This window comes from Thiolapillus sp., from assembly GCF_048562965.1.
In the GTDB taxonomy this organism is placed as follows: domain Bacteria; phylum Pseudomonadota; class Gammaproteobacteria; order Chromatiales; family Chromatiaceae; genus Thiolapillus; species Thiolapillus brandeum_A.
Genome location: NZ_JBHNMF010001270.1, coordinates 1 through 737 on the forward strand (window position 1 = coordinate 1; position 737 = coordinate 737).

Genomic DNA, 737 nt, shown 5'->3' on the forward strand with positions numbered 1-737 from the left:
GCGCCCCGGGGCGCCCAGACAACACATATTCTGACTTAGAGGAACCCTATGACTGCGCTGGTTATCGTGGAATCGCCCAACAAGGTTAAAAAGATACAGAAATATCTGGGCACGGGTTATGTGGTGGCCGCTTCCGTAGGGCACTTCAGGGATTTGCCGCAAAAGGAAATGGGCGTGGCGCCGCCGCGTTTCATTCCCAAGTACGTCATCACCAACATGCGCGTGGTGAGCAACCTGCAGCAGAAGTCCAAAGATGCAGAGATGGTGTACCTGGCCACCGACCCGGATCGCGAAGGTGAGGCTATCGCCTATCATCTTCGTGAAGCGCTGCGCCTGAAGAATTATCGACGTATCGCGTTTCACGAAATCACCGAGAAGGCGGTCAAGGCCTCCTTGGCTGAGGCCGGGGATATCGACATGGGACTGGTGGCCGCACAGGAGGGGCGGCGGGTCATGGATCGCCTGGTGGGATACCGGGTGTCCGGGCCTTTGTCTGATCGACTGCAACAGCGGGCATCCGCAGGCAGAGTGCAGACGCCCGCGCTGCGCCTGGTGGTGGACCGGGAAAACGAAATACGCGCATTCGTCCCCACCAACTATTTTGAGGTGGTGGCGACATTCGAGGCGGAAACCGGAAAATGGGAAGCGAAGTGGGACAGCAAACCCTATCTCAAGGCGGGGCAGGACTATTTTCAGGATGAAGCGTTTGCAAACAGTGTGGCCACACTGCGCGAGTT

General features: G+C 57.8%; 1 protein-coding gene. It reads left to right on the top strand.

From position 1 onward, the window contains the following. Positions 1-48: 48 nt before the first annotated feature. On the top strand, positions 49-737 hold a 689-nt coding region (locus ACOCD2_RS23745), incomplete at its 3' end, for a DNA topoisomerase (RefSeq protein ID WP_419593674.1).